The 23,771-nt window shown below is 71.1% G+C and carries 22 protein-coding genes; 16 read left to right on the forward strand and 6 right to left on the reverse strand.

The genetic code is table 11. From position 1 onward, the window contains the following. Positions 1 to 124: 124 nt before the first annotated feature. From H4N64_RS07015 to sucD, 4 genes are all read left to right on the forward strand, one after another. Positions 125 to 1,075: a hypothetical protein gene (locus tag H4N64_RS07015; protein ID WP_186281219.1), complete on the forward strand. Its 951-nt coding sequence runs from the start codon at positions 125 to 127 to the stop codon at positions 1,073 to 1,075. Positions 1,076 to 1,246: 171 nt separating this feature from the next. After that, a complete protein-coding gene (locus H4N64_RS07020) occupies positions 1,247 to 3,073 on the forward strand; it encodes a hypothetical protein (protein ID WP_186281220.1) in 1,827 nt (608 codons plus the stop codon). Between the two features lie 427 nt (positions 3,074 to 3,500). Continuing rightward, positions 3,501 to 4,682 (forward strand): ADP-forming succinate--CoA ligase subunit beta, encoded by a 1,182-nt coding sequence (gene sucC / locus H4N64_RS07025; RefSeq protein WP_186281221.1) that lies wholly within the window; start codon positions 3,501 to 3,503, stop codon positions 4,680 to 4,682. A 27-nt stretch (positions 4,683 to 4,709) separates the two neighbouring features. Continuing rightward, positions 4,710 to 5,594, forward strand: coding sequence for a succinate--CoA ligase subunit alpha (gene sucD, locus H4N64_RS07030; protein ID WP_015658361.1), 885 nt, complete (start codon positions 4,710 to 4,712; stop codon positions 5,592 to 5,594). A gap of 58 nt (positions 5,595 to 5,652) precedes the next feature. Here sucD and H4N64_RS07035 read toward each other — a convergent pair whose 3' ends face one another. Beyond that, the gene (locus H4N64_RS07035; protein WP_186281222.1) at positions 5,653 to 6,729 is read right to left on the reverse strand and encodes a helix-turn-helix domain-containing protein; all 1,077 of its coding nucleotides are present in this window, start codon (positions 6,727 to 6,729) and stop codon (positions 5,653 to 5,655) included. Positions 6,730 to 6,825: 96 nt separating this feature from the next. Here H4N64_RS07035 and H4N64_RS07040 point away from each other — a divergent pair, with 96 nt between their 5' ends. Beyond that, positions 6,826 to 8,319: a cell division protein PerM gene (locus H4N64_RS07040; RefSeq protein WP_186281223.1), complete on the forward strand. Its 1,494-nt coding sequence runs from the start codon at positions 6,826 to 6,828 to the stop codon at positions 8,317 to 8,319. 35 nt (positions 8,320 to 8,354) lie between these two features. Here the strand turns inward: H4N64_RS07040 and H4N64_RS07045 are convergent, their stop codons facing one another. After that, a complete protein-coding gene (locus tag H4N64_RS07045) occupies positions 8,355 to 9,137 on the reverse strand; it encodes a hypothetical protein (RefSeq protein ID WP_186281224.1) in 783 nt (260 codons plus the stop codon). 294 nt (positions 9,138 to 9,431) lie between these two features. Between H4N64_RS07045 and purN the strand changes: the two genes are divergently transcribed. Continuing rightward, entirely contained in the window at positions 9,432 to 10,049 is a 618-nt protein-coding gene (gene purN, locus H4N64_RS07050) for a phosphoribosylglycinamide formyltransferase (protein WP_186281225.1), read from the forward strand. Next, on the forward strand, positions 10,046 to 11,635 hold the full coding sequence (gene purH, locus H4N64_RS07055; RefSeq protein ID WP_186281226.1) for a bifunctional phosphoribosylaminoimidazolecarboxamide formyltransferase/IMP cyclohydrolase: 1,590 nt from the start codon (positions 10,046 to 10,048) through the stop codon (positions 11,633 to 11,635). Before purN ends, purH begins: the two co-directional genes overlap by 4 nt. Positions 11,636 to 11,726: 91 nt before the next feature. On the opposite strand, the gene H4N64_RS07060 is transcribed toward purH, so the two are convergent. Further along, the gene (locus tag H4N64_RS07060; RefSeq protein WP_186281227.1) at positions 11,727 to 12,098 is read right to left on the reverse strand and encodes an ATP-binding protein; all 372 of its coding nucleotides are present in this window, start codon (positions 12,096 to 12,098) and stop codon (positions 11,727 to 11,729) included. Positions 12,099 to 12,211: 113 nt separating this feature from the next. On the opposite strand from H4N64_RS07060, the gene H4N64_RS07065 reads away from it, so the two are divergent. Next, positions 12,212 to 13,120 (forward strand): Scr1 family TA system antitoxin-like transcriptional regulator, encoded by a 909-nt coding sequence (locus H4N64_RS07065; RefSeq protein WP_186281228.1) that lies wholly within the window; start codon positions 12,212 to 12,214, stop codon positions 13,118 to 13,120. Next, positions 13,044 to 13,241 (forward strand): DUF397 domain-containing protein, encoded by a 198-nt coding sequence (locus H4N64_RS07070; protein ID WP_186281229.1) that lies wholly within the window; start codon positions 13,044 to 13,046, stop codon positions 13,239 to 13,241. Before H4N64_RS07065 ends, H4N64_RS07070 begins: the two co-directional genes overlap by 77 nt. 235 nt (positions 13,242 to 13,476) lie before the next feature. Here H4N64_RS07070 and H4N64_RS07075 read toward each other — a convergent pair whose 3' ends face one another. Next, positions 13,477 to 14,088 (reverse strand): hypothetical protein, encoded by a 612-nt coding sequence (locus H4N64_RS07075; RefSeq protein ID WP_186281230.1) that lies wholly within the window; start codon positions 14,086 to 14,088, stop codon positions 13,477 to 13,479. Between the two features lie 253 nt (positions 14,089 to 14,341). Here H4N64_RS07075 and H4N64_RS07080 point away from each other — a divergent pair, with 253 nt between their 5' ends. From H4N64_RS07080 to H4N64_RS07105, 6 genes are all read left to right on the forward strand, one after another. Continuing rightward, positions 14,342 to 15,196 (forward strand): bifunctional methylenetetrahydrofolate dehydrogenase/methenyltetrahydrofolate cyclohydrolase, encoded by an 855-nt coding sequence (locus tag H4N64_RS07080; RefSeq protein ID WP_186281231.1) that lies wholly within the window; start codon positions 14,342 to 14,344, stop codon positions 15,194 to 15,196. After that, complete coding sequence (locus tag H4N64_RS07085) at positions 15,186 to 15,662, forward strand: DUF3017 domain-containing protein (RefSeq protein WP_186281232.1); 477 nt, start codon at positions 15,186 to 15,188, stop codon at positions 15,660 to 15,662. Before H4N64_RS07080 ends, H4N64_RS07085 begins: the two co-directional genes overlap by 11 nt. A 245-nt stretch (positions 15,663 to 15,907) precedes the next feature. Beyond that, positions 15,908 to 16,354 carry a helix-turn-helix domain-containing protein gene (locus tag H4N64_RS07090; protein ID WP_186281233.1) on the forward strand — a complete coding sequence of 149 codons (447 nt, stop codon included), beginning with the start codon at positions 15,908 to 15,910 and terminating at the stop codon, positions 16,352 to 16,354. 396 nt (positions 16,355 to 16,750) lie between these two features. Beyond that, positions 16,751 to 17,914 (forward strand): helix-turn-helix domain-containing protein, encoded by a 1,164-nt coding sequence (locus tag H4N64_RS07095; protein WP_186281234.1) that lies wholly within the window; start codon positions 16,751 to 16,753, stop codon positions 17,912 to 17,914. A 354-nt stretch (positions 17,915 to 18,268) separates the two neighbouring features. Continuing rightward, on the forward strand, positions 18,269 to 19,258 hold the full coding sequence (locus tag H4N64_RS07100) for a malate dehydrogenase (RefSeq protein WP_186281235.1): 990 nt from the start codon (positions 18,269 to 18,271) through the stop codon (positions 19,256 to 19,258). A gap of 136 nt (positions 19,259 to 19,394) precedes the next feature. Continuing rightward, positions 19,395 to 20,117: a hypothetical protein gene (locus H4N64_RS07105; RefSeq protein WP_260859577.1), complete on the forward strand. Its 723-nt coding sequence runs from the start codon at positions 19,395 to 19,397 to the stop codon at positions 20,115 to 20,117. An 18-nt stretch (positions 20,118 to 20,135) separates the two neighbouring features. Here the strand turns inward: H4N64_RS07105 and H4N64_RS07110 are convergent, their stop codons facing one another. Together H4N64_RS07110 and H4N64_RS07115 are read right to left on the reverse strand one after the other, a co-directional pair. After that, a complete protein-coding gene (locus tag H4N64_RS07110; RefSeq protein WP_186281237.1) occupies positions 20,136 to 21,020 on the reverse strand; it encodes a bifunctional helix-turn-helix transcriptional regulator/GNAT family N-acetyltransferase in 885 nt (294 codons plus the stop codon). Positions 21,021 to 21,300: 280 nt separating this feature from the next. Next, positions 21,301 to 22,059, reverse strand: a complete 759-nt coding sequence (locus H4N64_RS07115; RefSeq protein ID WP_186281238.1) for a LolA-like protein — start codon at positions 22,057 to 22,059, stop codon at positions 21,301 to 21,303. Positions 22,060 to 22,254: 195 nt separating this feature from the next. Between H4N64_RS07115 and H4N64_RS07120 the strand changes: the two genes are divergently transcribed. Then, on the forward strand, positions 22,255 to 23,754 hold the full coding sequence (locus H4N64_RS07120; RefSeq protein ID WP_186281239.1) for an aldehyde dehydrogenase family protein: 1,500 nt from the start codon (positions 22,255 to 22,257) through the stop codon (positions 23,752 to 23,754). The last annotated feature ends 17 nt before the right edge of the window (positions 23,755 to 23,771 follow it).

Genomic DNA, 23,771 nt, shown 5'->3' on the forward strand with positions numbered 1-23,771 from the left:
GAGTACTCATCGGTAACGGGGGGCTTGCGCAGCCTCGGGAGTCCCGTGCAAGGATCGAGACTCGTTCAGCGGTGCGCCGCGTCACGCGTCTCTTGTCCCGCCGTACGGGAGGACCCACCCCCTCTTGGCCCTGTCAGCAGTATTGCCCGGTGCCGCTCTGCGCATACTGCGCACGGCGGCCGGACGGCGTGCGCTGTATCTGGCGCTGCTGCTGGGCGGGTTGTTCGCACTCGGAGTCCTCGGCGGGCAGCAGGCGCAGGCGGCGGAGGACACGCCGACGGCTCTGTCGGTCGACGTGCGCACGCAGGTTGAGCGGGTTGCCGAGTCGGTGGTTCAGGAACGGCCGGTTCAGGAACCCCAGGTTCAGGAATCCCCGGTTCAAGAGCCCGTGCTTCCAAGGCCGTCGGCTCCCGAAGCCGTCGACGGTGACGGCATCCTTCGGCCTGTCACCGAGCACATCCTCCCGGCCGTTGGCGAGCACATCGTCCCGGCCGTTGGCGAGCGCGTCGTGCGGCCGGTCGGTGAGGTGGTCGGCGCGGTGACCGACGGGCTGGACGAAGCCCGGGCCAAGGTGCCGCCGCTGGAGTCACTGCCCACCCTGCCGGGGCTGTCCCCGTCGCCGGGGGCGGGGCTGCCCGTGCTCCCCGGTCTGCCGGAACTGCCCGTACTGCCGGAGCAGACGCTGCCCGCACCGGACGCCACAGCACCGCAGCCGGGGCCGGTGGCTTCCTCGCCGGGCGGTGAGGAGGACTCCGAGGGTCCGGCCAAGAAGGCCACGACGCACGCGCACGGTCCGCGGGGCATCACGTCGTACGACACCACCCCGCCCCGCACCTCCGCGCACCCCCACCGTGCCGAATCGCCCGCGCCCGCGCGGCGTGCGCCCGCCGATGATCCGGGCGGTGCGTTGGACCATCAGGCGGCGGTCGACAACGGCACGCCCAGGCACGGCGATGCCCATGCCGTCGCCCTGAACCACCGGGCCCCGCTGCGGTTGGTGCCCGGCTCCGCCGCGCGCGTCAGCGCCGACGAGACCCGGGACGAGTACCGGGACATTCCCGTATCCCCCGCTTAGAGCAGGCCTTTCCCGCGCAGTGGACCTGCCGCGCGGGGGCGGAATCAGGTCTGCCCGCCCGTCCGGAACGCCCTTTCCGAACCCCGGACGGAAGCCGCCGGAGTCGTTTGACCCGGCGCCGGAATCCCCAAGTCCCGTCTGTCTCGGAATCCCTAAGGATCTGACGCACGTATGAACAAGAACATCCGCCGTTCCATCGTCATAGCCGCCGGTGTCACCGGCGCCTGGGCGCTCGGCTCCACCGCTGCCAACGCGTCCGAGCTCCCCTCCTCCACCCTGTCCGTGCCGGACGCCGGCTCCGACCCGGTCGGTGACACCGTCGAGGATCTCGTCTCCGGTGTGGAGAACGGTGTGGAGAACACCGTCTCCGGCGTGACGGAAGACGTCACCGAGGGCGTGACCGAGACGGTCGCCGGCACCTCGAAGCAGACGGCGTCCGTCAAGACCACCGAGGCGAAGGCCACCAAGACCACCAAGACCACGAAGGCGACCAAGCTCAAGGGCGGCGCCGCCCAGCTCACCGAGGGCGCGAAGGCGGCCCGCGCCACGAAGCCCGCGCAGCACACGGCCGCGGAGGCGACCGCGTCCGCCAAGGCCACCGCGGCGCACCTTCAGCAGGAGACCCCCGAAGCCCCCGACCCCTCCGACGCCATCGACTACCTCTTCGGCCCCCTCGCCGCCTTCGCCCCCGAGGTCGAGCAGGCCCTCGCCGCCGCGCAGAGCCGCGTCCAGGGCACCCAGGCGGCGGCCCGCGCCCAGGCACAGGGGGCCGAGGGCGTCGTACGGACGAAGGCGCAGCAGACCACGGCCGCCGCGGGCCGCACCGCCGGTGCCACGGCGGGCGCCGCCCAGGCCACGGTCGCCGGAGCCCAGAACCGCGCCGCCGGTGTCGCCGCGACCGCCGGCGCCGAGGCCGACGCCATCCGGACCGCCGCCGAGGCGAGCGTCGCCGCCGTCCCGAGCCATGTCACCGGCACGGCCGGCGGAGTCCAGCAGAAGGTGGTCGGCACGGTGACCGCGGTCCCCGGCACCGCGACCCCCGTCCTCGAAGAAACCACCACCGCGGCCGTCCCGCCCCTCGTCACCTCCGCCGTCGACGGAGCCTTCCCCACGGCCGGTCACGCCGTCCAAGGGGTCACCCCGTTCGCCGAGCAGGCCGTCGCCGGGGTCGCGCCCACCGGTACTCACGCGGTGCGGGGCGTGCAGCCGGTGGCCGGTCGTGTGGTCGACGGTGTGCAGCCCGTCGCCGGGCAGGCCGTGGGTGGCGTGGGCATGGCCGCCGGGTACGCCGTCGGCGGGGTCGGTACCGCCGCCGGGCACGCCGTGGACGCCGCCACCGCGCTGGCGTACGGCGTCATCGGCGACGTACGGCCCGTCGCCGAGGGTACCGTCTCCCAGGTCCGCACGACCGCCGACGGAACCGTCACCGGCGTCCGGCCCGTCGCCCACGGCACCCTCGCCGACGCGCACGCCGTAGCCGCCGGAGCCGTCTCCGACGTCCACCCCGTCGTCACCGGCGTGCAGCCGACCGTCGAGGGCGCGCTCGCGGACGTACCCCCGTACGCCGCCGGTCTCGTCGGTCAGGTCGCCGCGGACGCGCAGCGTTCCGTGCTTCCGCCCGCCGCCTACACCGCGGTGCACGGTGTCGGGCCGGTCGCCGGGCAGGCCCTGGCGGACGCGGGTGCGCTGGCGTACGGCGTGGCGGGCGACGCCCAGCCGCTCGCGTACGGCCTGGCCGGCGAGGTCGACCCCTTCGCGCACGGCGTCGTCGGTCACGCCACCCAGCCCGTGGCGGACCTCGTCCAGCCGCTCACGCACGCCGCCGAGAGCGTGGCCTACGGCGTCGCGGGTGACGTCCAGCCCTTCGCCCAGGGCGTCGCCGGCCACGTCGCCCCCTTCGCCGAGGACCTGGCCGGCACGCCGCTGGCCGGCAACGCGGTCACCGGTGCCGAGGGCGTCGCCCGGTCGGTCACGCCTGCTTACCTGCGCAGCATCTGAATCACGACTCCGTGAGGCGACAGGACCCGGACGGCCGAAAGCCGTCGGACCGTCCGGACGGGACCTCACGGACGGGCCGGGCGGTCCCCATTGGGGTGGGGACCGTCCGGCCGAAGCCCCCGGGGGCGTACCGATTCGTGCCCCGTCGGGCTGTTCAAGGGGCCTCACCGGGTCAACCCCAGCCCGGTGAGGCCCTTCACACGGGGCACCCTGTGCCAGTGATCGCGGCATCATGTGACAGGTATCACCGCTCAGGTGTGACCCCTGATTTAGAAGCCCCCGTCGAGCGGCGATAACCTGCGAGACGGACATGCCGCGCGCTCGGACACCGTGTGCGCCTCCCTAGTGACAGCGGACGTCACGTTGCCCTTCGCGGCACGCCCACGCATCCAACGAACCGCGAGATCACTGATAGGGACGGAAGCGCGTGGACCTGTTCGAGTACCAGGCGAGGGACCTCTTCGCCAAGCACGATGTACCGGTGCTGGCCGGTGAAGTCATCGACACGCCTGAGGCGGCCCGCGCAGCCACTGAGCGCCTCGGTGGCAAGTCCGTCGTCAAGGCCCAGGTGAAGGTTGGCGGCCGTGGCAAGGCCGGTGGCGTGAAGCTCGCCGCCACCCCGGACGAGGCCGTCGCCCGCGCGACGGACATCCTCGGCATGGACATCAAGGGCCACACGGTCCACAAGGTGATGATCGCCGAGACGGCTCCGGAGATCATCGAGGAGTACTACGTCTCCTTCCTCCTCGACCGTGCCAACCGCACCTTCCTCTCCATCGCCTCCGTCGAGGGCGGCATGGAGATCGAGGAGGTGGCGGCCACCCGTCCGGAGGCCGTCGCGAAGATCGCGATCGACGCCATCGACGGCGTGGACGAGGCCAAGGCCCGCGAGATCGTCGAGGCCGCGAAGTTCCCGGCCGAGGTCGCCGACAAGGTCGTCAACGTCCTGATCACTCTGTGGGACACCTTCATCAAGGAGGACGCCCTCCTGGTCGAGGTGAACCCGCTGGCGAAGGTCGCCTCCGGCGAGGTCATCGCCCTGGACGGCAAGGTGTCGCTCGACGACAACGCCGAGTTCCGTCACCCCGACTTCGAGGAGCTCCACGACAAGGCCGCGGCCAACCCGCTCGAGGCCGCCGCCAAGGAGAAGAACCTCAACTACGTCAAGCTCGACGGCGAGGTCGGCATCATCGGCAACGGCGCGGGTCTCGTCATGAGCACCCTGGACGTCGTCGCGTACGCCGGTGAGAACCACGGCAACGTCAAGCCGGCCAACTTCCTGGACATCGGCGGTGGCGCCTCCGCCCAGGTCATGGCCAACGGTCTGGAGATCATCCTCGGCGACCCGGACGTCAAGTCCGTCTTCGTCAACGTCTTCGGTGGCATCACCGCCTGTGACGAGGTCGCCAACGGCATCGTCCAGGCCCTGAAGCTCCTTGAGGACCGCGGCGAGAACGTCACCAAGCCGCTCGTCGTCCGTCTCGACGGCAACAACGCCGAGCTCGGCCGGCAGATCCTCACCGACGCCAACCACCCGCTGGTGCAGCGCGTCGACACCATGGACGGCGCGGCCGACAAGGCCGCCGAGCTGGCCCACGCCGCCAAGTAAGCACTCAGGACGAGGACAGAACACACCATGGCTATCTGGCTCAACAAGGACAGCAAGGTCATCGTCCAGGGCATGACCGGCGCCACGGGCATGAAGCACACCAAGCTCATGCTGGGCGACGGCACCAACGTCGTGGGCGGCGTGAACCCGCGCAAGGCGGGCACGACCGTGGACTTCGACGGTACCGAGGTACCGGTCTACGGCACCGTCAAGGAGGCCATCGAGGCCACCGGCGCCAACGTCTCCGTCATCTTCGTGCCGGAGAAGTTCACCAAGGACGCGGTCGTCGAGGCCATCGACGCCGAGATCCCGCTGGCCGTCGTGATCACCGAGGGCATCGCCGTGCACGACTCGGCGTCGTTCTGGGCGTACGCCGGCAAGAAGGGCAACAAGACCCGCATCATCGGCCCGAACTGCCCCGGCATCATCACCCCGGGTCAGTCGAACGTCGGCATCATCCCGGGCGACATCACCAAGCCGGGCCGTATCGGCCTGGTCTCGAAGTCCGGCACGCTGACGTACCAGATGATGTACGAGCTGCGTGACATCGGCTTCTCGACCGCCGTCGGTATCGGTGGCGACCCGATCATCGGCACCACGCACATCGACGCGCTCGCCGCGTTCGAGGCCGACCCCGACACCGACCTGATCGTCATGATCGGCGAGATCGGTGGCGACGCCGAGGAGCGGGCCGCGGACTTCATCGCGAAGAACGTGACCAAGCCGGTCGTCGGCTATGTCGCGGGCTTCACCGCGCCCGAGGGCAAGACCATGGGCCACGCCGGCGCCATCGTCTCCGGCTCCTCCGGTACGGCCCAGGCGAAGAAGGAGGCCCTTGAGGCCGCCGGCGTCAAGGTCGGCAAGACGCCGACGGAGACGGCGAAGCTGGCGCGCGAGATCCTGAGCGCCTGACCTTCCGGCTACGCGTCGGTGGGCCCGTTCCCCGGATGGGGGGCGGGCCCATCGGCGTTCATTTCGGCAGCGGTACCAGCCTCTGCGGACCGCTTGCCGTTTCCTCCCCCAGCTTTGCGCGGAGCTCCTGTTCCGCCTCCGACAGTGGGCCCGGGGCAACCTTCGGCGGTACGCCCTGGATCGTCTCGCCCGGGGCGACGGGGGGCTCGTACTGGCCGGGGGCCGTGCGTACCGTCAGGGCCGTCGTGCCGATCAGCGCGACCGTGAAGGCGATGGCGGCGCGGGTCCAGAAGCTGGCTCGGCGTTCGCTGCCGGTGCGTACCGTCGGGGGCTTCGCGGCGCGCAGACGTTCCGCCGCCGCCACCTCGCCCAGGCGGCGGTGGAGTTCGGCGGGGTCGGCGAGTTCCGGCAGCCGCGCGGCGACGGCCTCGCGCGCGTGCAGCAGCCGGTTCGCCGCCGCGGGCGTGCTGGCCTCCGTCTCCGCCGCCGTGTCCGGGAGATCGAGGCCCACCCCGTCGTAGAGCAGCAGCGTCCGGCGATACGGCGGCGGCAGGGTGAGGAGTACGTCCATCAGCGCGCGGTCGGAGGGGCTGGCGGGCGGTGGTTCGGGGTGCCGGTAGCGGGGGCGGAAACGGTGCCAGGGGGAGAGGGCGTACTCGTACGCCGAAGCCCGCACCCAGCCCGCTGGATCCCGGTCGACGGCCACCTCCGGCCAGCGATGCCAGGCGAGTTCGAAGGCCCGCTCGACGGACTCCCGCGCGAGCTCGCGCCGCCCGGTGAGCAGATAGGTCTGCCGTACGAGGGAGGGCGCGCAGAACGCGTAGAGCGCGTCGAAGGCCTGAGCGGGCGTCAGCGAGTGGGGCGAGCCGACCGCCGAGGGCCCCGGCCTCAGCGCCGGCGTCGGCTCCTCAGGCGGATCTGTTCGTACGGGCGGCTTGGTCAGCTCGCTCAGCAGTCTCGCGTACGCCTCCCGTTTCCGGCCGCGCGGAGTCGTACGTCCGGTCTCCCACGCGCGTACGGTCTCCCGGGTCACGCCCACCCGCGCCGCGACCTGATCCTGCGTCAACGACCAGGACTCGCGCAGGCGTCGGCGTTCCTTGGGCGGGGGGAGAGGGGCTGGAGAGCTCTGCGTCACAGGGCGCCCCTTCGGACGAAAAAGTACATAAACGTATATTGAGCGACACAGCGGAAGTTCGCCTGTTACGACGGGAAAGCGCGTGTCGTTGGGAGCATGGCGGGCGTGATCCAGCCGACCGTTCGTCGATCGCCGTTGTCGTCCCTGCTCACCCGGTTGCGTGACCGATCACCCGGACTGGCCGCGAGCCTCCTGGGGGGTGCGGTGGCCGCCGGACTCGGTCTTGGCTCGTTCGCCGTGCTGGTGATGGTGCTGTGGATCAGTTCGCCGTATCCCGACAGCGGGCCCGGGGGTGCGCTGCATGTCGCGGCGGCACTGTGGCTGCTGGCGCACGGGGCCGAACTGGTCCGCGTCGACACGCTCTCCGGCGTGCCCGCGCCGGTGGGTGTCACGCCGTTGCTGTTGCTCGCGCTGCCGGTGTGGCTGGTGCATCGCGCTGCGCGGGACGCGGTGGAGGGGGAGGAGGCTCCTGCTGTCTCCGACCGTACGGCCTGGGCGGGCGTCGTAGTCGGCTATCTCGCCGTGGGGGCGGCCGCGGCGGTGTACGCGACGGGTGGGGTGCTGCGGCCGGACTGGGTGTGGACGGGGGTGTGGGTGCCGTTGGTCGTGGCGGCGGCCGCCGGGGCGGGGGTGTGGACGGCGTACGGACGGCCTCGGGACGCCGTGGACGAGGTGCTGATCCTGATGCCGGCGGATGTGCGGCGACTGTTCGTCGGGGTGGAGGCGCGGGCCCGGCTGGACGCCGCGGCGCGGGCCGCGGGGGCCGGGGTGGCGGTGCTGGTCGGGGGTGGGGCGCTGTTGCTGGCGGTGTCGCTGGTCTGGCACGGAGCGGCGGCGCGGGCCTCGTTCCTCCAGCTCACGGAGGGGCTGTCGGGGCGGTTCGCGGTGCTGTTGCTGTGTCTGGTGCTGATGCCGAACGCGGCGGTGTGGGGGACGGCGTACTCCCTCGGGCCCGGCTTCTCCCTGGGCGCGGGGCATGTCGTCGGGCCGCTGTCCTCCTCGCCCGCCGCGCTCTTGCCGCCGTTTCCCTTGCTGGCGGCGGTGCCGGAGGCGGGGGCGGGGGCGCCGGTGAACTGGGCGGCGGGCGTGGTGCCGGTGGTGGCCGCAGTGACGGTGGGGTGGTTCGTGGGGCGGGCCGGGAGCGTGCGGGGCGGTGGTTCGGTGTGGTCGCGGGGGCGGACCGCGGGGGTGGCTTTGGTGGCGGCGGCGCTGTGTGCGGGGGGCGTGGCGGTGCTGGGGGCGATGGCGGGTGGGGCGCTGGGGGTGGGGGCGCTGGCGAGCTTCGGGCCGGTGTGGTGGCAGGTGGGGGTGGCCGCGCTGGCTTGGGGGGTGGGAGGCGCGGTGCCTGTGGCGGTGGGGGTGCGATGGTGGCGGTGTCGGGCGGTTGAGCCTGGAGCGAAGGTGGGCAAGCCGCGGAGGGAGGAGGGGGGCTCGGAGGCTCCGGAGAGTGGGGATGACGGGAGCTTTGAGCCGTACGACTTTCTGCCCGCCGAGCCGGAACAGCCCTGGGCGGGCGATGACGCGGCTCGGGAGGCTCGGTGGGCCGCGCTGCGGGAGGCGTCGGGGCGGGGGGATGCCCCCGCCCCCTAGGGCCCGTCCGAGGGGTACAGCTGACGGGGTACAGCTCAGCCGCTGGTCCCCAGCACCCCCCGCAACTCCTCCGGCAGCAGCTCATTGCATGCCTGCTTCGCCTCGTTCGTCAGGGCGTCGTTCGTGCAGGTGTAGTAGTCGCTGTACACCAGCTTCGCCGTGAAGCCCGCTGCCACCAGGGCGATCGCCAGGGACGCCGTGACCAGGCCGCTCACCGCTGCCGTCGTCTGGGGGCGGCCCGTGTTCGTGGGGGCCGGGGTGTCGGGGTCGGGGGTGCGGGGCTTGGCGCGCAGGGCGCTGATGCCCCAGTGCAGGGCGAGCGCGCCGAGCATCAGGGCGACGTACGGCCAGCTGAACAGGGCGAAGAAGAAGGCCCACATGCCGCAGAGCAGGGCGTAGCGCGCACGGCGCTGGGCCGGGTCCGTCGGGTCCCAGCGCATGTTCGCGCCGGGGCCGCCGTTGCCGCTCGGGCCCTCCGGGCCTGCGCCCGGGCGTTCGCCGAAGCCGCCGGAGGACCGGCCGGGCTGGCGGTCGCTCCACTGGCTGCCCCAGGGCGAGCCCTGGCCGCCGTCGCCGGAGTCGCCGCCGTCGCCCGACGCCGGGCGGCGCGGCTGCCACGGGCGGTCCGGCGTGCCCTCCGGCGGCGGGGCGAAGGGATTGTCGTCCCCCGACTTGTCGTCCCGCCCGTCGCCGTTGTTCCCGCCCGACGGAGCATCGGGCGGCGAGGCGGGCCGCTCGCGGAGCAGCACGCCATGGCGCTCCCCTCCCTGCACCGACTGCGGGGGGAGCGTGAGGAGTCGCAGGCTGCGGTCCGGCATCAAGTGAGCGTCTTCCCCTAGGTGATTACGGCTGACTACTGCTGGCGGCACCAGGTCCGTCACCTTGTGAACGCACCGTCCACGAACGGCGTTCCCGACCAGGCCCCTCCCAGACGCTACCTTCCGGCCACGCCCCCGTCCCGTGGGGGCTGCCCGGTGTGCCGGTATCGTTGCTGACGGTCGGCCGCTTCGTAGGCTTCCCCGTATCCAGGGGCGCGAAGCATTCGTACGAACGTACATAACGCCGTGCGTGCCCGGCCACCGTACCGACGCACCCCGAGAAAGGCCCCCGCTGTGGCTGCCAAGCGCCTAGTCGTGCTGGTCTCCGGATCAGGCACCAACCTCCAGGCGCTGCTCGACGCCATCGCCGCCACCGGCACCGAGGCCTACGGCGCGGAGATCGTGGCCGTGGGCGCCGACCGCGACGGCATCGAGGGGCTGGCCCGCGCCGAGCGCGCCGGGCTCCCGACCTTCGTACGAAAGGTCAAGGAGTACGAGAGCCGGGAGGAGTGGGATGCCGCGCTCGCCGAGGCCGTCGCCTCCTACGAGCCCGACCTCGTCGTCTCCGCGGGGTTCATGAAGATCGTCGGCAAGGAATTCCTCGGGCGCTTCGGCGGGCGGTTCGTCAACACGCACCCCGCCCTGCTGCCCAGTTTTCCCGGCGCCCACGGGGTCCGTGACGCGCTCGCGTACGGCGCCAGGGTCACCGGCTGCACCGTCCACTTCGTCGACGACGGCGTCGACACCGGACCGATCATCGCTCAGGGCGTGGTGGAGGTCCGGGACGAGGACGACGAGAGCGCTCTGCACGAGCGCATCAAGGAAGTCGAGCGCAGGCTGCTCGTCGATGTCGTGGGGCGGCTCGCCCGCAACGGCTATCGCATTGAGGGACGAAAGGTAGTTATCCAGTGACCGCCGAGAGCAACGCCAAGCGGGCCATCCGCCGTGCGCTTGTCAGCGTCTACGACAAGACCGGGCTCGAGGAGCTCGCTCGCGGGCTGCACGAAGCCGGCGTGGAACTCGTCTCCACCGGCTCCACCGCCTCCCGTATCGCCGCCGCCGGCGTCCCCGTCACCAAGGTCGAGGAGCTGACCGGCTTCCCCGAGTGCCTGGACGGCCGCGTCAAGACGCTGCACCCGAAGGTCCACGCGGGCATCCTCGCCGACCTGCGCCTCGAGGACCACCAGCGCCAGCTCGCGGAGCTCGGCGTGGAGCCGTTCGACCTGGTCGTCGTCAACCTCTACCCCTTCCGGGAGACCGTCGCCTCGGGTGCGACCCCCGACGAGTGCGTCGAGCAGATCGACATCGGCGGCCCTTCGATGGTCCGCGCCGCCGCCAAGAACCACCCTTCCGTGGCCGTGGTGACCAGCCCTTCGCGCTACGCCGATGTCCTGGCGGCCGTGCGGGACGGCGGCTTCGACCTCACCACCCGCAAGCGGCTCGCGGCGGAGGCCTTCCGGCACACGGCGGCGTACGACGTCGCGGTGGCGAACTGGTTCGCGTCCGAGTACGCCCCCGCCGACGCCGCGTCTGACAGCGGCTCCGCCGCGGGCTCGTTCCCCGACTTCCTGGGCGCCACCTGGGAGCGCAAGAACACCCTCCGCTACGGCGAGAACCCGCACCAGCCGGCCGCGCTGTACACCTCGGAGTCCGGGGGTCTCGCCGAGGCCGAGCAGCTGCACGGCAAGGAGATGTCGTACAACAACTACACGGACACGGACGCCGCCCGCCGTGCCGCGTACGACCACGACGAGCCGGCCGTCGCGATCATCAAGCACGCCAACCCCTGCGGTATCGCCGTCGGCGCGGATGTCGCCGAGGCGCACCGCAAGGCACACGCGTGTGACCCGCTGTCGGCGTTCGGCGGTGTGATCGCGGTCAACCGCCCGGTCAGCAAGGAGATGGCGGAGCAGGTCGCCGAGATCTTCACCGAGGTCATCGTCGCGCCCGACTACGAGGACGGCGCCCTCGAAGCCCTCGCCAAGAAGAAGAACATCCGCGTCCTGCGCTGCCCCGAGGGCCCCGGCAACCCGGTCGAGGTCAAGCCCATCGACGGCGGCGCCCTCCTCCAGGTCACGGACCGTCTCCAGGCCGAGGGCGACGACCCGGCGAACTGGACCCTGGCGACGGGCGAGGCGCTGTCCCCCGCGGAACTCGCCGAGCTGTCCTTCGCCTGGAAGGCCTGCCGCGCGGTCAAGTCCAACGCCATCCTGCTCGCCAAGGACGGCGCCTCGGTCGGCGTCGGCATGGGCCAGGTCAACCGGGTCGACTCCGCGAAGCTGGCGGTCGAGCGGGCCGGCGCCGAGCGCGCGCAGGGTTCGTACGCCGCCTCCGACGCCTTCTTCCCCTTCCCTGACGGCCTGGAGATCCTCACCGAGGCCGGCGTCAAGGCCGTGGTCCAGCCCGGCGGTTCGGTCCGAGACGAGCAGGTCGTCGAGGCCGCGAAGAAGGCGGGCGTGACGATGTACTTCACGGGGACGCGGCACTTCTTCCACTGACGCGCGTGACGGGTGCCCCCGGTTCGGGGGCACCCGCTGACAGGTACGGGCTGAGGATCTCCCGGTAGTACAAAGGGGATCCTGCAATGTTTCAGGGTCCCTCCGGGAGCTCGCACCACACCGTCTTGCCGGCGGGCGTCAGCCATACGCCCCAGCGCTGCGCGAGCGCGTCGAGGAGCAGCAGGCCCCGGCCTGTCTGGTCGTCCGTGTCCGGCTCGCGTGTGATGAGCCAGGCGTGGGGGTCGGGGTCGGTGACTTCCAGGCGGGTACGGCCGTCGGGTGCCCGGATAACGCGGATCGTCACCGGTGTGCCCTCGCCGACGTGCGCGATCACATTCGTGAGTAACTCGCTGACACACAGGAGCAGTTCGGGGCAGGGGGCGGCCATGTGCTCCTGCACGGCACGACGGGCCTCCGGGACGGCCTTGGGTACGGCGAGCAGATCGAGGAGCAACGGATTCACGTACGCCCTTCCTGTGCGCTCTGTGATGTTTCGCTCACAGAGTGGCGTCGAGCCGCGTACCTTGAAAGGCGTTCGGGTTGCGCACGGTAACTGGCAAAGGGCGGTGGTGCGTTGTGCCTCCCAAGAAGGATCCTGACGCCTCGGTGAGCGTTCCCTGCTTCTACGGCGCCGAGTTGCGCTTCAAGAGGGAGGTGGCCGGGATGACGCTGGAGCAGTTGGCCGAGGGGAGTTTTCGGGGGATCTCGTTCCTGAGCCAGATCGAGCGGGGCGAGCGTCGGATGCCGATGGACCTGGCCCGGCATGTTGATGAGCGGCTGGGGACGGACGGGTTTTTCCAACGGCGGTGTGAAGACGCGGCGAAGGCGAGGCGGGTGGGGATTGCCGAGTACTTCGCGGATGTCGCTGAGATGGAGCGGCTGGCCCGGACCATCGAGGACTGGGCTCCCATGTTCGTACCCGGGCTGCTGCAGACCAAGGCGTACGCAGCGGCGATCACCAGGTCGGCGATGCCGCGTGCTTCGGATGTCGAGGTCGAGGAGATCGTGAATGCACGCCTGGGCCGGGCGAGGCTCTTCGCAGGGGAGTCGCCGCCGAAGCTCTGGGCGGTTCTCGACGAGTCGGTCATCCGGCGACGAGTACTGCCGCCTGCGGGAATGGCCGAATTGCTGAGCCATATGACCGAAGTGGTCAGGTCCACACGGTCCATTGTGCAGATCGTTCCGGAAACCGACGCGACCCACCCGTTCATGATGGGGATGACCCGGATCATGACCTTCTTCGACGCACCGCCGCTGGTGTACACGGAGGGTCTGCACAGCAGTCAACTCATCGACTATCCGGCCCTCGTGATGGCCTACCGCGAGTCGTACGATCTGGTCAGGGCCGCCGCACTGCCGCCGGAGGCGTCCCTGGCCATGATCGAGGCGGTAGCAGAGGAATACCGCAATGAAGCCGAACAGCAACATCGACCTGAGCTCCGTGCAGTGGCGCAAGAGCAGCTACAGCAACGGGACCGGCGGTGAGTGTGTCGAGGTAGCGTCCAGCCTCAAGGACCGCGTCCCCGTCCGCGACTCCAAAAACCCAGAGGGCCCCGCGCTGGTGTTCCCCACCCGCGCATGGGCCCTCTTCGTCACATCCCTCTAGCCGTCAGCTGCAACCGCTGTTGCTCTTGTACGACGCGTAGTGCCACACACTCTTGTGGTAGAAGCGGTACTTGCCGTCGATGTCGGTGTCGACGGCGTGCCCTCGTCGCCGACGATCCGGGGCACCCCCTCGTACACGATGGTGAAGCCGCCGGCCCTCGTCGGCCAGGCGAGCAGGGCCGTGTCCCCCTCGAAAGGATGAGCCACGGCCCGTGGACAGCAATGGCGCGAAGTGCTCAGTAGCGCGGGCGCTTGAACCACTCGGCGCTGGCCCGCTTCGCCGCGAAGACGATCAGCAGGATTGCCACGGCGATGATGAGCAGCCCGATGCCCCACGCGGCGATCATGAAGATGCCGGTGATGATCGCGAACGAGCCGTACACGATCGAGCAGACCCGGACGCCGTTGCCGCCCTTCGCGTACTGGAACAGCAGCGCGAGGCCGAGCAGCGCGAAGACGGCGGCGAGGCCGAGGAAGAAGACGACGATGCCCTTGCCGAGGTCCGCGAACTCTTGGGCCTGGGAGTCGCCGGTGATACCGGCCTCGGCCATTGTCTCGTCCCACACGGTCAGGGTGTAGGCGTACAGACCCGCGATGACCGCGTGCGCCAGCACGATGACGCCGAGCATGATCTGCGCGGCACGGGTGATGCCGGGCATCTGGGCGGGACCGGCCGGCGGGTAGCCGTAGCCGCTGGGGTGCATCGGAGGGGCCGCGGGGTAGGCGCCGTAACCCTGCGGGGCCTGCGGCGGGACGCCGGGCGGCGGGCCCTGCTGCGGATAGCCGTAACCGGGAGCCGGCTGCTGGGGCGGGGGCCCGTAGGGGCTGTTCGGTTCGCCGAAACTCATGGCGGTGTTCCTCCGTTGAAACCGATGTGCGGGGACGACGAGCGGCACGGTTCGGAGGAAGGTTCAACAGATGCGGTTCGTCCCCCCGGTACTGCCCGCGGCACTGTGGCGACAATCGTTCTTCAGTGGCTGGTTCGTTGTCCAGCCGGATTCCCTATGTGTTGTGCAAGTGCGACCGAGCTGATCATGGGCGTGACGGCCGCCCGGGGACCCGGATTGGAACAGGGACCCGGTCATCCGCGAGGATGGGGCCATGACCGCCCAGATTCTCGATGGCAAGGCCACCGCAGCCGCGATCAAGTCCGATCTGACCGCCCGGGTGGCGGCGCTGAAGGAGAAGGGCGTCACGCCCGGCCTCGGCACGATCCTGGTCGGGGACGACCCCGGCAGCCAGAAGTACGTCGCAGGCAAGCACCGCGACTGCGCCGAGGTCGGCATCGCCTCCATCCAGCGCGAACTGCCCGGCACCGCGACGCAGGAGGAGATCGAGGCGGTCGTACGGGAACTCAACGAGGACCCGGCCTGCACCGGCTACATCGTCCAACTGCCGCTCCCCAAGGGCATCGACGAGAACCGCATCCTGGAACTGATGGACCCGGACAAGGACGCGGACGGCCTGCACCCGATGAACCTCGGGCGGCTCGTGCTCAATGAGCCCGCCCCCCTGCCCTGCACCCCCAACGGGGTCCTCACCCTCCTGCGCCGCTACGGCGTGGAGATCAAGGGTGCCGAGGTCGTGGTCGTCGGCCGCGGTGTGACCATCGGCCGCCCGATGCCGCTGCTGCTGACCCGGCGCAGCGAGAACGCGACCGTGACCCAGTGCCACACCGGCACCCGTGATCTGTCGGCGCACCTCAAGCGCGCGGACATCATCGTCGCGGCCGCCGGTTCGGCCCACCTCATCCGCCCCGAGGACGTGAAGCCCGGCGCGGCCGTTCTCGACGTCGGTGTCTCGCGCAGCGCCGAGGGCAAGATCGTGGGCGACGTCCACCCGGACGTGGCCGAGGTGGCCGGCTGGATCTCCCCGAACCCCGGCGGCGTCGGCCCGATGACCCGGGCCCAGCTGCTGGTCAACGTGGTCGAGGCGGCGGAGCGCAGTGTCGGCTGAGCGGCCCTTCGAGCAGGAGGACGACGTCGAGGTCCGGGACCCGGTCAGCGCGCCCGACGCCGAGGGCAGGCCGCGCCGTACGACCCGTCGCTTCCCGCTGTTCACGCGGGACACCGCGCGCCCCGAGGGCGGCGGTCGCGCGGCCCCCGGTGACGCCCCGGCACCGGCCCGCCAGTGGCCGATCCTGCTGGTGCTCGCCCTGGTCGGTGTCGGCCTGCTCGTGACCGCCCTGGACGCCTTCCGCGCCGGCACGCTGCTGATCGGCGTCGCCCTGCTCGGCGGCGGACTGCTGCGCTGGATGCTCCCGGACGTCGGCATGCTCGCGGTCCGCTCCCGCTTCACCGACATCCTCACCTACGGCGTCCTCGGCACCGCGATCGTCCTGCTGGCGCTGATGGTGCAGCCGAACCCCTTGCTGGAGATCCCGTTCCTCAAGGACACCCTGCACTTCACGGTCAGCAATTAGCTCCGCGTACGTCCAGCGGCGGCCCGTCCTCTCCCCCGAGCAAGGACGGGCCGCCGCCGTGTCTTCACCTTCCCGCGCCGGGAAGTTCCTGTTCAACGGCTGTCAGGGCGCTGTGGCACAGCGGTGACCGTTCCGCCACGGTGTCCCCGGCCTGCCACAGCGAGTGGCCCTGCGGAACCGATCACCACTCGTCGTCGTCACTCGATCGGGGGCGGGGAACGTGGGACGCGCCGGGGAGGTGAGCGATGGGCGCCTGGCAGCCGCTGCCGGACGAGCTGCCGCCGGAGGTGCGGCACTTCGTGACGCAGCTGCGGCTCCTCAAGGACCGCACGGGCCTCAGCCTGGTCGCGCTGGGCGCGCGCACGGCGTACAGCAAATCTTCCTGGCAGCGCTATCTGAACGCGGTCCAGCCGCCGCCGCGGCAGGCGGTCGTGGCGCTGTGCCGGGTGGCGGGGGAGTCCGGGGAGGACGCTGAGCGGTTCGCCGTGCGCTGGGAGCTCGCGGTGCAGGCGTGGCCGCGTCCGGCGACGCCGAAGGGGGCCGCGGAGGCCGAGGCGTACGAGGACGATCCGACCCTGCCGTGGTGGGACACGCCACCGGAGAAACCGTCGTGGCGGCTGCTCCACGTGGCTCTGGGGTTGGCGGTGGTCTTGGTGCTGGCAGTGTTGATCGGGGCGTTGGTGCTGGGCTGAGACGGCTGCGGGCGTAGAGCTGTCGTGTGCACTCCGTGACGGGATATGTGCGTTCTGTGTGTCGATGTGTTGACAAGTTTGCGGATTTCGACGGAAGTCGTTCAACAGTCGGGCTAGCGTGGCCAATCGGGACGGTCCGGGACGTCTCGAACGGCTGTCAGCGGTGTCACCGGGGGGAGAACGGCCGAGGGGGAACGGGCGGTGGAAGACTGGACCACGGCCCGGTGGGCGTGCGACGGTGCATGCCCACGGCCCCCTGTGCTCCCGTGCGCCCCCACCCCGGGAACTGAGATCCTGACTCGGCGCATCCCTGTGGGTAGCCAGAACGGGGACTCGGCAGAGGGCGACACGCGCGGGGGAACAGACAGCACGGACCGGGGGAAGAGGGGGGAAGCAATGCCTCGTTGGAAGGACTTGCCGGATGAACTGGATCCGCAGGTCAGGGAGTTCGCGAGCCAGTTGCGCCGGCTCGTGGACCGCAGCGGTCTGAGCATCGCGGCGGTGGCCGACAGGACGGGTTACAGCAAGACGTCCTGGGAGCGGTATCTGAACGGACGGCTGCTCGCGCCGAAGGGTGCGATCGTGGCGCTGGCCGAGGTCACCGGGACCAATCCGATCCACCTCACGACGATGTGGGAGCTGGCCGAACGCGCGTGGAGCCGTTCGGAGATGCGGCACGACATGACGATGGAGGCGATCCGGATCTCCCAGGCGCGCGCCGCGCTCGGGGAGTTCGGCGCGCCTCCGGCGAACGTCAAGGGCGGCAGGACGGCCCGCAAGAGCGGCAGCGCGACGGCGACGCCGGGGATCGCGGGGCCGGCGGGGGTGGCACCGACGGTGCCGCCGAGGTCGACGGATGCCGATGTCGTCCGGGACGCGGTGGAGGAAGCGGCGGCGTCGGGCGGCAACTCGTGGGGCGTGGCGGGGTACAGGGGCCCGTCGCGGGCGGGGGGTGCGGGTGGCGGCGGTACGAGTCCGTCGGCGAGCCCGTCACCGGCTCCTTCGTACGGTGAACCGCCGCAGACGCCCCGGCCAGGGCCCGCCGGAGGCCCTTCCGGCGAGAGCCGGGGCAAGCGTCGGCTGACGATGTTCCTCGCGGGTGTCGTGGGCGTGCTGGTGGTGGTCGCGGCCGCGTTCTTCCTGACGGACGGCGGGGGCGGGGAGAAGAACGAGGGCGGTGCGAAGTCCCCGTCGCCGACGGCGACGAAGGATGTGGAGCTGCCGCCGGGCGTCGAGTGCAGCGGGGCGTCCTGCACGGGCAAGGACGCGGAGAGCATGGGCTGCAGCGGCGACTTGGTGACGACCGCGCAGACGGCGACTGTCGGCACGACGGTGGTCGAGGTCCGTTACAGCGAGACGTGCGGCGCCGCGTGGGGGCGTATCACGCAGGGCGCAGAGGGCGACGAGGTGCGCGTGACCGTGGGCAAGACGGAACAGACGGGCACGATCACCGTCGCCGGCGACACGATCGCGTACACCCCGATGGTCGCGGTCAAGGACGCGGGCGACGCGACGGCATGCGTGACGCTGGCGGCGGGGCAGGAGGGGTGCACGCAGTAGGGCGAAAAGAGATTCCGGGGCGTATGCATAGTCGTCGGCATCCCGGGCACGCGCACCGTACCCCCACGGGAGTCCGGCAACCGGTACCCCCACTGGCGGCCGCCTCGTCCCTCCTCTCCCGGACCGGGCGGCCGCCCCTTTCGGGGGTCTGTGGGGTGGGCCACACCGACCCGGACGTCCGGGATCCCGGATGCGCGATAGCCTGACCGCTGGATCTCTCTTGACGCCAAGAGATCGATCAAACGTACCCGTGATCGATCATCGCGGCGGGCACCGGTCACAAGCCGGGGCGGACGGGATCCCGTACCCCAGGGGCAGGGACGCCCCACCGCCAGCTGTCATACGGAGAACGCCATGACCCGCACTCCCGTGAACGTCACCGTCACCGGCGCGGCCGGCCAGATCGGTTACGCCCTGCTCTTCCGCATCGCCTCCGGCCAGCTGCTCGGCGCGGACGTGCCGGTCAAGCTGCGCCTGCTGGAGATCACCCCGGCGCTCAAGGCCGCCGAGGGCACGGCCATGGAGCTGGACGACTGCGCGTTCCCGCTTCTGCGGGGCATCGAGATCAGCGACGACCCGAACGTCGCCTTCGACGGCGCCAATGTCGCCCTCCTCGTCGGCGCTCGCCCCCGCACCAAGGGCATGGAGCGCGGCGACCTCCTGGAGGCCAACGGCGGCATCTTCAAGCCGCAGGGCAAGGCCATCAACGACCACGCCGCGGACGACATCAAGGTCCTCGTCGTCGGCAACCCGGCCAACACCAACGCCCTCATCGCCCAGGCCTCCGCGCCCGACGTACCGGCCGAGCGCTTCACCGCGATGACCCGCCTCGACCACAACCGCGCGCTGACCCAGCTCGCGAAGAAGACCGGCTCCACGGTCGCCGACATCCAGCGGCTCACCATCTGGGGCAACCACTCCGCCACCCAGTACCCGGACATCTTCCACGCCACCATCGCCGGCAAGAACGCCGCCGAGGTCGTGAGCGACGAGAAGTGGCTGGCCGAGGACTTCATCCCGACCGTCGCCAAGCGCGGCGCCGCCATCATCGAGGCCCGTGGCGCCTCGTCGGCCGCCTCCGCCGCCAACGCCGCCATCGACCACGTCCACACCTGGGTCAACGGCACCGCCGACGGCGACTGGGTCTCCATGGGCATCCCGTCGGACGGCTCCTACGGCGTCCCGGAGGGCCTGATCTCCTCCTTCCCCGTCACCTGCAAGGACGGCAAGTACGAGATCGTCCAGGGCCTGGAGATCAACGAGTTCTCCCGCACCCGTATCGACGCCTCCGTCGCGGAGCTCGCGGAGGAGCGCGACGCGGTCCGCGCTCTCGGCCTCATCTGAGCCCTCGGCTCAGTCAGAACCTCCGCCCACAGGCCCCGTTCCGGTTTCCGCCGGAACGGGGCCTGTGGCCCGTTCTGCCGCTACCGTCGGAAAAGCGTTGCCCGGCACGGTGATTCGGGGGTTCGCGATGAGCGGGATGAGCGGATGGGGACACGAACCGAGCGAGGAGCGGGGCCAGGCCCCCTGGTCCGCGGCGGACACCCAGGCCTACGGCGGCGTCCATCACCCTGCGCGCACCGGCGGCCCACACCGGCTGTTCCTGGCCGTGCTGGCCGCGGTGGTGATCGGCGTCGGCGCCGGAGCCGGCGTCTGGGCCCTGCTCCGGGACGGCGGTGCCGGCAGCCCACCCGGCGCCACCCCGGGCACGAACGTCACCGTCACCTCCGCACCGCCGACCACGGCCACCCCCGGCTACCGCCGCGTCCAGGACCCCGTCGGCTACGCCCTCCTCGTCCCCGAGGACTGGATCCGCCGTCAGAGACAGGGCGAGGAGGCCCCGGTGGTCTTCTACGACGCCCCGGACGACGGCCGTCAGCTGCAGATCTTCAAGGTCACCGAGCCGACCCTCGAAAAGTCCCTGTCGCAGGCGGAGACCGCCCCCGGCTACGGCTTCGCGACCCGTCCCGGCTACCAGCCCCTCGCCCGCGACTCCGGCCCCGGCTTCGAGGAACTCACCTACCGCTACGACGACGAGGACAAGGGCCCCCGCCTGGTCGTCGACCACCGTTTCGAGGCCGCCGACGGCACCAGGTACGCGATCCGCGCCAGCGGTCCCGAGGACCTGGCCCCGGAGCGCGTCCGCGCGCCCCTCACCACGGCCCTGACCTCCTTCTGCCCCACGGGCGCCGACTGCACGTGACGGGACGTCAACCACGTCCTAGGAGAGCCGCTTCTCGAACCAGTGGCTGGCGTAGACGTTGTCGTCGTAGCGCGGGATCTCCGTGTACCCGCACGCCCGGTACATCGCCTGAGCCTCGCTGAGCGCGGCATGCGTGTCCAGTCGTACGACCGACAACCGCCGTGCGGACGCCTCGCGTTCGAGCGCGCCGAGGAGCCGGCGGGCGAGTCCGAGGCGGCGGGCCTCCGGGTGCACCCACACATGCCGGATCTCGCCGACGCCCGGCTCCAGCCGCCGCAGCGCCCCACAGCCCACCGGCAGCCCCTCCTCGTACGCCACGAAGAACGCCCCGGCGTCCCCGGACACCTCCTCGGGCCGTACGAGATCGGCGGGGTCGAAGCCCTCCGGGAAACGGGCGTCGATGTCGGCGGCGTAGGCGTCGAGGCACGCGCGTGCGTCCGTGCTCGCGGCGTCGACGAGCCGGACGGTGATGGCGGCGAGGCGGAGGAGGCGGCGGGTGGTGGCCATGGCGTCGGTGAGATCGGTGCGTTGCCCGGGGGTGAGACCGCCGAGGAGGTCCGAGACCAGGGCGTTGGCCCGCCGCTGCTGCTCCTTGAGTTCTACGCGGCCGGCCGGGGTCAACTCCACGATCCGCGACCGGCTGTCGTCCGGATGCACCCGGACCCCGACCATGCCCTGCGCCTCCAGTGCCTTGGTCATCCGGCTCAAGTACCCTGCGTCCAGGCCGAGTCGGGTTCTGAGCTCCCGCAGGGAGATTCCGTCACCGATCTCGAACAGCAGCCGGGCCTCGCCGAGCGGGCGGTCCTGGCCGAGGTAGTGGTCGTCGAGGGCGCCGATGCGGCGCGTGAAATAGCGGTTGAAACGGCGGAAGGCCGTCACATGCTCCGTCGACACGGGTTCCATATTTCTTTGACTGTAGTCAAAGAATCGGTCCAGTCAATCATCCCGGAAAAGTGCGGGTGAATGTCAGTGCCCGCGCCTAGGCTCCCGCGCATGAGTGAGAACACCGAGATCTTGCTTGAACCCCCGGTCGCGGGTCCGACTGGGAGTGGCGTCCGGCCGCCGAGGACACCCCCGAGGAGCTGTACACGCTCTGGCGGGAGACGGTGGCCCGATCCCGCGCGAACATACGCAAGGCGCTGGCGGACCCGCCGGAGGGGTACTGGCCCTACCAGGACCTCGTCTAGATGCTCTGCAACTCGTCCTGCAGCTTGCCGATGTCGACCGTCTCGTCGGCCGACGGAGTCTCGGTCGGCACCGGCTCGTCGTACTCGGAGAAGGTCAGCCGCACATCGGTGTCGTCGCCCCGCTGTGTGGCCTCGACCAGCAGATGCGGAGAGTCGGACGTGACGTACAGCGTGGTCCGCGCGCCGTCCAGCTCACCCTCCAGCGGGATGACCTTCGTACCGTCGCGCGTCGTCTCCTCGCCCTTCTTCAGCGAGGTGGCCCCGGGCGAGGAGTCGGTGCCCACATCGCGCTGGAAGTTGTTCAGATCGCAGGTGTCGGCCATGCCCTTGAGCAGGGCGTCATCCGTGGAGCCATGGATGTAGCGGTTCTTGAACAGCTCGGCCACCGCGTCACCCTCACCCCCCGGCACCTGCGCCTTCCAGAACGCCGTGTCCGGCTTCATCCACACCTCTTCGCCCCGTTTGACGATCTCGACGCTGCCGCCGTCCGAGCCCATCTCCATCGTGCCGACGCAGTTCCCCGACCGGTCAAGCGCCAGATCCATCGAGGTCGGCTGGGTCCGGCTCGTCTCCGTCCCCGCGCTGCGATCCGTGAGCTTCAGATGGACGGACTTCGCGTCGAGGAGGTTGTCCTCCGCCTCGTCGGCGAGCTCCTGCGCGGTGGGATCGTCCCCGGCCGGCGCCGCCGCAACTGCCGCCGGCGCCAGCAACAGCGTCGCGCTCACCGCGGCCGAGATCAGCGCCCTTACGGCCATGGCGTCACCTCCGTGGTGCGCATCACCCCCTCAGCGTACGGTTCGCCCTATTTGTCCGCATGTTCAGTGACACAGCCCACGTTCGGCCATGGATTGCGCATGCATCCGGGAGGCCAGGGCAGGCGGAGCCGGTCCCCGAAGCTGACACCTATGTGACTCAGGGGAACTGAACAGGAACGGAAGGCAATACCGATCATGGCAAGGCAGCAGGAACGACGGACGATCCATGTCGACGGCGAGTGGCGCGAAGCGATCTCCGGCGCCACTCGCGACATCATCGACCCAGCGGTCGCCCGGCCCTTCGCCGTGGTCGCGGAGGGCGACGAGAAGGACACCGACCTGGCGGTAGAGGCCGCCCGGCGCGCGTTCGACGAGGGGGACTGGCCGCGCACTCCGGTCGCCGAACGCGCGGCGCTCCTGCGCCGCGTCGCCGACCTCCTGGTGCGCGACCGCGAGGAACTCGGCGCGCTGGAGAGCCGGGACGCGGGCAAGACCCTGGAAGAGGGCCGCGTCGACATCGACTGCGTCGCCGACGCCTTCCGCTACTTCGCCGACCTCGTCGCGGCCGAGGCCCCCGGCCGGGTCGTGGACGCGGGCTCGCCCGACATCCACAGCGTCGTCGTGCATGAGCCGGTCGGCGTCTGCGCCCTGATCACGCCCTGGAACTACCCTCTCCTCCAGGCGAGTTGGAAGGTCGCACCCGCGCTCGCCGCGGGCAACACCTTCGTCGTCAAGCCGAGTGAGATCACCCCGCTGACGACCGTCGCCCTGATCGACCTGCTGGCCGAGGCGGGCCTGCCGTCCGGCGTCGCCAACATCGTCACCGGCCCCGGCCATTCGGTCGGCGCCCGGCTCGCCGAGCACCCCGACGTGGACCTCGTCTCCTTCACCGGCGGCCTGGTCAGCGGCACCAAGGTGGCCCAGGCCGCCGCCCCGAGCGTGAAGAAGGTCGCCCTCGAACTCGGCGGCAAGAACCCCAACGTCGTCTTCGCCGACGCCTGCACCACCGACGAGGGCTTCGACACCGCCGTCGACCAGGCCCTCAACGCCGCCTTCATCCACAGCGGCCAGGTCTGCTCGGCCGGCGCCCGCCTCATCGTCGAGGAGTCCCTACGGGACCGCTTCGTCGCCGAACTCGCCCGCCGCGCCGCGAAGATCCGCCTCGGCCGCGGCACCGACGAGGGCGTCGAGTGCGGTCCCCTCGTCTCCGCGCAGCAGCGCGCGAAGGTCGAGGCCTACGTCGCCTCCGCCCTGGAGGAAGGCGCCATCCTGCGCACCGGCGGCAAGCGCCCGGAGGGCCTCGGCGCCGGCTACTTCTACGAGCCGACCGTCCTCGACGCCTGCCACCGCGAGATGAGGGTCGTACGCGAAGAGGTCTTCGGCCCGGTCCTCACCGTCGAGACCTTCCGCACCGAGGACGAGGCCGTCGCCCTCGCCAACGACACCGAGTACGGCCTCGCGGGCGCCGTCTGGACCGCCGATGCGGGCCGGGCCCGCCGGGTGGCCGGCCGGCTGCGCCACGGCACCGTCTGGATCAACGACTTCCACCCCTACCTTCCGCAGGCTGAGTGGGGCGGCTTCGGCAAGAGCGGCGTCGGCCGCGAGCTTGGCCCCGCCGGCCTCGCCGAGTACCGCGAGAGCAAGCACGTCTACCAGAACCTCGCGCCGAAGCCAGTCCGTTGGTTCGCCGGCTGACCCCCTCCCCGCACCTT

Origin of the sequence: Streptomyces cupreus, assembly GCF_014257025.1 — a bacterium.
In the GTDB taxonomy this organism is placed as follows: domain Bacteria; phylum Actinomycetota; class Actinomycetes; order Streptomycetales; family Streptomycetaceae; genus Streptomyces; species Streptomyces cupreus.

What these genes read in the sequence shown, in the direction of transcription:
- H4N64_RS07080 (WP_186281231.1), top strand. Translation starts at nt 14,342, where the DNA reads ATGACCGCCCAGATTCTCGATGGCAAGGCCACCGCAGCCGCGATCAAG.
- H4N64_RS07110 (WP_186281237.1), bottom strand. Translation starts at nt 21,020, where the DNA reads ATGGAACCCGTGTCGACGGAGCATGTGACGGCCTTCCGCCGTTTCAAC.
- H4N64_RS07100 (WP_186281235.1), top strand. Translation starts at nt 18,269, where the DNA reads ATGACCCGCACTCCCGTGAACGTCACCGTCACCGGCGCGGCCGGCCAG.
- H4N64_RS07045 (WP_186281224.1), bottom strand. Translation starts at nt 9,137, where the DNA reads ATGCCGGACCGCAGCCTGCGACTCCTCACGCTCCCCCCGCAGTCGGTG.
- H4N64_RS07020 (WP_186281220.1), top strand. Translation starts at nt 1,247, where the DNA reads ATGAACAAGAACATCCGCCGTTCCATCGTCATAGCCGCCGGTGTCACC.
- H4N64_RS07120 (WP_186281239.1), top strand. Translation starts at nt 22,255, where the DNA reads ATGGCAAGGCAGCAGGAACGACGGACGATCCATGTCGACGGCGAGTGG.
- sucD (WP_015658361.1), top strand. Translation starts at nt 4,710, where the DNA reads ATGGCTATCTGGCTCAACAAGGACAGCAAGGTCATCGTCCAGGGCATG.
- H4N64_RS07075 (WP_186281230.1), bottom strand. Translation starts at nt 14,088, where the DNA reads ATGAGTTTCGGCGAACCGAACAGCCCCTACGGGCCCCCGCCCCAGCAG.
- H4N64_RS07095 (WP_186281234.1), top strand. Translation starts at nt 16,751, where the DNA reads ATGCCTCGTTGGAAGGACTTGCCGGATGAACTGGATCCGCAGGTCAGG.
- H4N64_RS07115 (WP_186281238.1), bottom strand. Translation starts at nt 22,059, where the DNA reads ATGGCCGTAAGGGCGCTGATCTCGGCCGCGGTGAGCGCGACGCTGTTG.
- H4N64_RS07105 (WP_260859577.1), top strand. Translation starts at nt 19,395, where the DNA reads ATGAGCGGATGGGGACACGAACCGAGCGAGGAGCGGGGCCAGGCCCCC.
- H4N64_RS07070 (WP_186281229.1), top strand. Translation starts at nt 13,044, where the DNA reads ATGAAGCCGAACAGCAACATCGACCTGAGCTCCGTGCAGTGGCGCAAG.
- H4N64_RS07090 (WP_186281233.1), top strand. Translation starts at nt 15,908, where the DNA reads ATGGGCGCCTGGCAGCCGCTGCCGGACGAGCTGCCGCCGGAGGTGCGG.
- H4N64_RS07040 (WP_186281223.1), top strand. Translation starts at nt 6,826, where the DNA reads ATGGCGGGCGTGATCCAGCCGACCGTTCGTCGATCGCCGTTGTCGTCC.